The organism is Streptomyces sp. SID4985 (assembly GCF_009863025.1).
Taxonomy (GTDB): domain Bacteria; phylum Actinomycetota; class Actinomycetes; order Streptomycetales; family Streptomycetaceae; genus Streptomyces.
In genome coordinates this window covers 1-7863 of the sequence record NZ_WWIR01000509.1, presented here as the reverse complement: position 1 = coordinate 7863, position 7863 = coordinate 1, and the positions used below count along the sequence as shown (strand labels likewise).

The window sequence follows — 7863 nt, the reverse complement described above, 5'->3', positions numbered from 1 at the left end:
GGGGTCCGGTCGGCGGTGGGAGCGGCCCGCCCCCACCGCCTGAGCCGCCCCAGCCGCTGTCTCCGTCTCCGCCCACGTCGCCGCCACCGCCTCTCGTCCCGGGCCCGCCTCCGTGTGGCCCACCGGCTTCCTGGATCGCTCGTGCCCCCGTTCCCGCCGTACCCACCAGCTCCACTTCCGCCAGCACGGCCGCCGGGAGCACCACGACCGCCGTCGTACCGCCGTAGGGCGAGTCCCCGAGGCTCACCCCGATCCCGTGGCGGGCGGCCAGGCGGCCGACCACGTAGAGGCCCAGGCGGTCGTGGCGGGTGGGGTCGAAGGCGTCCGGGTCGGTGAGGGTGCGGCGGGCCTCCTCGCGGTGGGTGGCGTCGAGGCCGAGCCCCCGGTCGTCGATCTCCAGGACGAAGCCGTCGCCCACGCGTCCGGTGCGGATCGTGACCTCGGTGTGCGGGGGCGAGAACGCGGTGGCGTTCTCCAGGAGTTCGGCGACGAGGTGCACCACGTCGGCCACGGCGTCCGCCGCGATGCCGAGGTCGGGCAGGGGCGGCACCACCACCCGCTCGTACGCCTCGATCTCGCTCACCGCCGAGGCGACGACGTCCGCGAGGGGCACCGGACCGCGCCAACGGCGGCCCGGTGTCGCGCCGGAGAGGATGATCAGGCTCTCCGCGTGCCGCCGCATCCGGGTGGTGAGGTGGTCGATGAGGAAGAGGTGGCGCAGCAGTTCGGGGTCCTCGGTGCTGCGCTCCAGGGTGTCGACGAGCTTCAACTGCCGGTGCACGAGCGCCTGGTTGCGGCGGGCGATGTTGAGCAGCACCGCGAACAGGCCGCGCCGCAGCGTGGCTTGGGTGACGGCTGCTTCAACTGCGGCGAGTCGCGCGGCGTTGAAGGAGCGGCCGACCTGTCCGATCTCGTCGTCGCGTACGTCGTCGGCGGCGAGCGGGGGTGCCTCGGCGGCCGCGTCGACCGGTTCACCGGCGCTCAAGCGCCGCATGACGTCCGGGAGTTGGCGGGTACTGAGCAGATCGGCGGCGTCGCGCAGCCGTTCCAGGCGGCGGGAGACGCGCCGGGCGCCGCGCACGGCGAGCCACAGCGACAGCGCGACGGCGGCCAGTCCGGCCACGCCGACCACGGCGGCCTTGGTCAGCTCGGCGTAGGCGAAGGTCCGGCCGCGCGCGGCGGAGTCCTTGGCGGCGGCGACGCACAGCTCCCGGTAGCGGAGCACGGCCCGGTCGGTGACCGTCCGCCAGGTGTCCGCCGCGACGGCCTTGCCGGAACCGGCGGGTCCGGCCCGCAGCAGCGCGTCCTCACCGCGCACCAGCGAGCGGTGCAGGTCCCCCCGCTGGAACTGCTCGAAGCGGGCCCGCGCCGGTGCGGGCAGGTCGGGCACATAGGTCCGCTCGAAGACGCGGCGGTCCTCAATGGTCGCGGTGAGGGTGTCGTACTGCCGGTCGGTCAGCCCGCCCTCCGCGCGCGCCCCGGCGACGAGGGCGTCCTCGCGGGAGACGAACTCCCGTACCCGGACGAGTTCGATGACCGTCTGGGACTCGCGCGCGAGCTGTCCGGCCTGGAGGGCCGTGAGCGCGGACTCGACGGCGAAGCCGGGCTCCACGAGCGCGCTGTACGCGGTGACGGCGCCGTCCCAGGTGAGACGCCGCTCCAGGACCTCCTGGCGCAGTCCGTCCAGCTTGCCGGTCGCAGCGGTCATGGTGTCCAGGGTCCGGCGCTGGCGGGCCGTGAGCCGGCCGAGATCGCCGCTCGCGAGGGCGTGCCGCATACGGGCCACGGCGCGGTCGGTACGGCGCTGCTGGGCGAGCAGTCCGCCGGGGTCGGCCCGCTCGCGCGGGGTGCCGAGGTAGGCGGCGGACATCCGGCGCTCGATCTGGATCTGCCCGATGGCGGTGTCCACCGGGCTGCCGTAGTCCACGTACACGCCCTGGAGGCGGATCAGGGCGCGTAACTCACCGGTGACGGACACCATGGCGAAGCCCCACAGCGCCATCAGCGCGACGGCCGGGGCCAGGGCTAGCGCCACGATCCGCGCGCGGACGGTGGTGGTACGGCGGAACCGGCGCATGTGTCACCTGCTTGGTCACCAATGGGGGTTACCGCTCGGTACAAAGCGCGGGACAACCTACGCGATCACCCGGCGGACCGCAATGGTTACCTCGGGTAACACCTGCCAGGAGCCCGTCAGGAGCCCGTCAGGCCGGTGCCCCCGAGGAGAACCTCCGCAGCAGCGGCGAGAGCACGAGCACCGACTTGGTCCGCTCCACGAAGGGCTCCCCCGCGATCCGCTCAAGGACCCGTTCGAAGTGCCGCATGTCGGAGGCGAAGACCTGGGCGATGGCGTCGGCGTCCCCGGTGACGGTCGACGCGGCCACGACCTCCTGGTACCGCTCCAGGCCCCGCTGGATCGTCTCCGGCGAGGTGTTGCTGCGGCAGTAGATCTCGATGTACCCCTCGGTCTCCCAGCCGAGCGCCGCCGGGTCCACCCGCACGGTGAATCCGGTGATGGCTCCGGTGGCCCGCAGCCGGTCCACCCGCCGCTTGACGGCGGGCGCGGACAGACCGACCGACTGCCCGATGTCCGCATAGGAGCGGCGGGCGTCCTCGGCGAGGGCGTGCACGATGCGTTCGTCGAGATCGTTCAGCACAGGGGGTGGTTCACTTCTTCGTGTCGATCACTTCTGCGCCCCGCCCGCGACCTCCTCAAAAGGCCACGTCACGGGGACGGCGTGGGCCGTCATACGAAGTAGAACACGACCACCCGGGCCGGGCGTCAGCCACCGACCCGCCGGGTGAGGAACGTGCACATGTCCACACACTCGCGGGTACGGCCGTCCGCCTCGACGTACGCGTACCGGTCCGCGTACTCCACCACCGGCCGGTACCCGAGCCGGGCGTACAGCGCGGCGGCCCGCGGATTGTCCTCCGCCACCCCGATCCCGACGACCTCCAGCCCCCGCTCCCGCGCGAGCTCCTCGCAGGCTCGGATCAGTCCGCTCCCGATCCCCCGCGACCGCGCCTCCGGCAGCACGGCCACCCCGCCGATCTCCGGGCAGTCGATGGTGACCTCGGGCGCGTCACACCCGGTCCAGCGCATCTCGGCGGAGCCGACCGGCCGCCCGTCCAGCCAGGCCACGAGATAGGTGCTCTCCCCGGCCCGCTGGCGCGCGAGGCGCCGGGCGTGGAAGGAGGTGCGTCCAGGGCCGGGGAGGGCGCGGTCGAGGAGGGGTACGTCGGCGGCACGGCACACGGCGATGTCCATGGGCCGAGCGTAGGAGCGAAAGCGGGCGGACGGCCCCTGATTTACAACGGGGGCCGTCCGCAAGGGACTTGCGTCAGTTCCAGCTGGCGTGCAGGGGCTGGCCCTCGGCGTAGCCCGCCGCGCTCTGGATGCCGACGATGGCCTTGTCGGCGAACTCCTCCAGGGAGGCGGCACCGGCGTAGGTGCAGGAGGAGCGGACGCCCGCGATGATCGAGTCGATCAGGTCCTCGACGCCCGGGCGGGCCGGGTCGAGGTACATGCGGGAGGTGGAGATGCCCTCCTCGAACAGCGCCTTGCGGGCGCGGTCGTACGACGACTCCTCCGAGGTGCGGTTGCGCACGGCGCGCGCGGAGGCCATGCCGAAGGACTCCTTGTACAGGCGCCCGTTGACGTCCTGCTGGAGGTCGCCCGGGGACTCGTAGGTGCCCGCGAACCAGGAGCCGACCATCACGTTGGAGGCACCGGCCGCGAGGGCCATCGCCACGTCGCGCGGGTGGCGGACACCACCGTCGGCCCACACATGCTTGCCGAACTTCCGCGCCTCGGCGGCGCATTCGAGGACGGCGGAGAACTGCGGGCGGCCCACGCCGGTCATCATGCGGGTGGTGCACATGGCGCCGGGGCCGACACCGACCTTGACGATGTCCGCGCCCGCCTCGATGAGGTCCCGCACGCCCTCGGCGGAGACGATGTTGCCCGCGACGATCGGCACGTCCGGGTCGAGCCCGCGCACCGTGCGCACCGCGTTGATCATCGACTCCTGGTGGCCGTGCGCGGTGTCGATGACGAGCGTGTCGACGCCCGCGTCGAGCAGCTGCTTGGCCTTGCCCGCCACGTCGCCGTTGATGCCGACGGCGGCGGCGATGCGCAGCCTGCCGTTCGCGTCCACGGCCGGGGTGTACAGCGTGGCGCGCAGCGCGCCCTTGCGGGTGAGGATGCCCGCGAGCCTGCCCTCGCTGTCGACCGCCGGGGCGTAGCGCCGGTTCGCGCCGTCCAGGGTGTTGAACGCCTCGCGCGGGTCGATGTCCGCGTCCAGCAGCAACAGGTCCTTGGACATGACGACTTCGAGCTGGGTGAACCGGTCGACACCGGCCAGGTCCTCGTCGGTGACGACACCGACGGGCCGGTGGTCGCCGTCCACGACGACACCGGCGTTGTGCGCGCGCTTGGAGAGCAGGGCCAGCGCGTCGGCGACGGTCTGCTGCGGGGAGAGCACGATCGGGGTGTCCAGCACCAGATGGCGGCTCTTGACCCAGGAGACGACGTCGGTGACCACGTCGATCGGGATGTCCTGCGGAATGACGACCAGGCCGCCGCGCCGCGCGACCGTCTCGGCCATACGGCGGCCCGCGATGGCGGTCATGTTGGCGACGACCAGCGGGATCGTCGTACCGGTCCCGTCCGGCGCACCGAGGTCCACTCCCTGCCGCGAGCCCACCGCGGAGCGGCTCGGAACCATGAACACGTCGTCGTACGTGAGGTCGTACGCGGGCCGGATGTCATTGAGGAAACGCACGTGCCGCACATCCCAGTCGATCAGAGGTGACCCCCCGACGGGTGCGCCGGGGGGAAAAGAGCACGTACTTCATTCTCCCATGGGAGGTCCCCGGTCATACCCCCACGGAACCTCCAGCGTCACCGGTCAGGGGTGGGCGTTTCCTCCAAGCGCCAGCACCACGTCGAGCAGGAAGGTGCGGTCGACCGCCTCGGAGAGGATGTCGCTCGCGATGCGCCACTCGCGCGGGTTCTTCTCGGCGAACGTGTGCCAGCCGCGCACGACGACCAGCAGCCCGCGCTCGACGGCCGGGGTCGGCCAGACCGTGGTGTCGCACAGGGAGTCGAGCAGCGCGTCCCAGTTGCGGCCGAACCACTCGGGCAGGTCGAGCACGTCGGCCGCCCGCTCCATCAGTCCGGCCTTGTCGGTGACGCCCGCCAGATTGACGGTGACCGTGAACCGGTCCGCCAGGTCTTCGCTCATCTCAGCACCGCCCGGAACGAGTTGTAGTGGTCGTCGGTGTAGTAGAACTCGGTGCCCTGCCCGGTGATGATGCGCCGGGCGCCCCGCGTACGGGAGTTGGGGGTGGGCACGGTGTACTCGTGGTAGTAGCCCCGCTGATGCTTGGGCAGCAGTCCCTCGTAGTTGCCGAAGACGACGCCGTCCCGCGCGTACGGATAGGGGCCGCCCCGGTCGATCAGGGCCAGGGTGCGCCGGGCCTCGACGGGCAGCCGGGACGCCGGGACGGTGGCCATGCCCTTGGCCCACGCCGGTACGGACGCGGTGGAGGGGCCGGAGGAGACCGCTGCGGACGAGGTGGCCGCGACGGTCGTACGTGTGACGGCGGGCGGAGCGGTGCCCACTCCCGGGTCCGCGCATCCGGCGAGCAGGACGGAGAGGGCGACGAGCAGCCCCGCGAAGACGCGGGGGACGAAACGGGACGGCCCGTGGGGCGCGCGGGACACGCGCCGGACGGGCCGATGGGGGACGAACCGCGACAGCATGCCGACGATGCTGTCACGGTCCGGCCCCCGCGTGGGCCCGGATGGCCCCTTTCGCCAGGATCGGGTCGGCCGGGGCCGGTCAGGAACCGTCAGGAACCATCGGGGTCCGCGCGGCTGAGCGCGGCCTTCGGCGTGGGCCCCGCGGTCAGCAGGTAGTCCGCCGCCGAGGTGTCCGTGACCAGGCTGGTGACCAGGCCGGAGCGCAGCACCGCGTCGATGGCCGGGGCCTTGCGCTGGCCGCCCGCGATGGCCACGACCTCCGGGATACGGCGCAGCTGGTCGGTCTTGACCGTGATGCACCGCTCCCCCAGGTCCCGCCCGATCCGGCGGCCCTCGGCGTCGAAGAGGTGCGCGGACATCTCGGCGGCGACCCCGAGCGAGGCGTAGTGCGCGCGCTCCTCGTCGCTGAGCATGTCGTGCACGGTCGAGATGCCCGGCTCCCAGGAGCCGATGGAGACGCAGGCGACCGTGACCTTGTCGAAGTACTCGAAGGCGCGGGCGATGCCGGTCTGGTTGCGCAGCGCCGCCGCGGTGGCCTCGTCCGGCAGCAGCATCGGCGCGTAGATCGGGTGCGCGTCGCCGCCCGAGACCTGCGCGGCCCGGCGGACGGCCTCGACGGAGCCGCGCTCGGCGGTCCCGGCGTCGTACACGCCCGTCAGCTGCACCACCGTGCACGGCGGCAGCCGGTCGAGGGCCGCGGCCATGTGGATGGTGGAGCGGCCCCAGGCGAGCCCGAGCACGTCCCCCTCGTCCACGAGTTCGCCGAGCAGATCGGCCGCCACCTCGCCAAGGTTCTCCGGGTCGGGGGTCTCCTCCGCCTCGGCCGGGGACTCCACGACCACGGCGTGCCGCAGTCCGTAACGGGCGCGGAGCGCGTCGGAGCGCTCGGCGTCCAGCTCGGCCGGCACACGGATCTCGATACGCACGAGATCCCGTTCGAGGGCCGTCTCCAGGACCCGGGCCACCTTGAAGCGGCTCACGCCGAACTCCTCGGCGATCTGGATCTTGGATTTGCCCTCGAGGTAGAAGCGACGGGCCATGGCCGCCGCCTGCACCAGCTCAGCGGGCCCCATCCGCATGGCTGTCCGGCCCGCCGACATACCCGACACGGCGATCTCCTCACTGCTGTGCACACACTCTGATTCGCCGTTCATCCTCGCAGATTCGGCGCGGCTCATCCGCCCTGATCGGCGGGCTTCCGTCAACCGTTCACGCAACCGTGGCTCAGTGGCCGCACACCCAGGTCGAATCGGCGATCGCCCGGTCCGCCTGCGCGCGCAGCGCGCGCACGGCCTCGGCGGGGTCGGCGGCGCCGTAGACGGCCGATCCGGCGACGAACACATCGGCTCCGGCCTCGGCGCACCGCTCGATCGTCTCGGCCGAGACACCCCCGTCCACCTGCAGCCACATCTGCAGACCGTGCTTGGCGATCAGCTCCCGGGTACGGCGGATCTTCGGCAGCGTGATGTCCAGGAACGCCTGGCCGCCGAAGCCGGGCTCCACCGTCATGATCAGCAGCATGTCGAGCTCGGGGAGGATGTCCTCGTACGACTCGATGGGCGTCGCGGGCTTGAGCGCCATGGAGGCGCGGGCGCCCTTGGCGCGGATCTCACGGGCCAGCCGGATCGGGGCGCGGGCCGCCTCCACATGGAAGGTGACCGAGGAGGCGCCCGCCTCCACGTACTGCGGGGCCCAGCGGTCGGGGTCCTCGATCATCAGGTGGCAGTCCAGCGGGATGTCCGTGGCGCGGGCCAGGGACTCTACGACCGGGGTGCCGAGCGTGAGGTTCGGGACGAAGTGGTTGTCCATGACGTCGACGTGGAGCCAGTCGGCCCCCTCGACCGCCTCCGCCTCGTCGGCGAGTCGGGCGAAGTCTGCGGACAGGATGCTGGGGTTGATCTGAGCGGCCATGGCCATAAGCCTGCCATGTCCCTCCGGGGGTTTGGGGGGCAGGGCTGGGGTGGTGGAGGTTTGTGGTTCGGGTGCGGGTGCGTCGTGGTTCCTCGCGCAGTTCCCCGCGCCCCTGGGAGGGGTGGGGGTTGTGCCTCGGGTGCGGGTGGGTTGTGGCTTGTCGCGCAGTTCCCCGCGCCCCT

At 72.3% G+C, this 7863-nt stretch carries 8 protein-coding genes; all 8 read right to left on the bottom strand.

Translation table 11 applies throughout. The features are described from left to right. On the bottom strand, nt 1-2077 hold a 2077-nt coding region (locus GTW40_RS22265; protein ID WP_161181957.1), incomplete at its 3' end, for an ATP-binding protein. Nucleotides 2078-2204: 127 nt separating this feature from the next. Beyond that, a complete protein-coding gene (locus tag GTW40_RS22260) occupies nt 2205-2657 on the bottom strand; it encodes an Lrp/AsnC family transcriptional regulator (protein ID WP_018548984.1) in 453 nt (150 codons plus the stop codon). A 125-nt stretch (nt 2658-2782) separates the two neighbouring features. After that, a complete protein-coding gene (locus GTW40_RS22255; RefSeq protein WP_161181956.1) occupies nt 2783-3271 on the bottom strand; it encodes a GNAT family N-acetyltransferase in 489 nt (162 codons plus the stop codon). A 73-nt stretch (nt 3272-3344) separates the two neighbouring features. After that, complete coding sequence (locus GTW40_RS22250; RefSeq protein WP_161181955.1) at nt 3345-4787, bottom strand: GuaB1 family IMP dehydrogenase-related protein; 1443 nt, start codon at nt 4785-4787, stop codon at nt 3345-3347. 126 nt (nt 4788-4913) lie between these two features. Continuing rightward, entirely contained in the window at nt 4914-5249 is a 336-nt protein-coding gene (locus GTW40_RS22245; protein ID WP_161181954.1) for a barstar family protein, read from the bottom strand. Continuing rightward, entirely contained in the window at nt 5246-5770 is a 525-nt protein-coding gene (locus tag GTW40_RS22240; protein WP_161181953.1) for a ribonuclease domain-containing protein, read from the bottom strand. Before GTW40_RS22240 ends, GTW40_RS22245 begins: the two co-directional genes overlap by 4 nt. A gap of 89 nt (nt 5771-5859) precedes the next feature. Then, nucleotides 5860-6903 carry a sugar-binding domain-containing protein gene (locus GTW40_RS22235; protein WP_161181958.1) on the bottom strand — a complete coding sequence of 348 codons (1044 nt, stop codon included), beginning with the start codon at nt 6901-6903 and terminating at the stop codon, nt 5860-5862. A gap of 91 nt (nt 6904-6994) precedes the next feature. Next, on the bottom strand, nt 6995-7681 hold the full coding sequence (gene rpe / locus GTW40_RS22230; protein ID WP_161181952.1) for a ribulose-phosphate 3-epimerase: 687 nt from the start codon (nt 7679-7681) through the stop codon (nt 6995-6997). Nucleotides 7682-7863 lie beyond the last annotated feature (182 nt).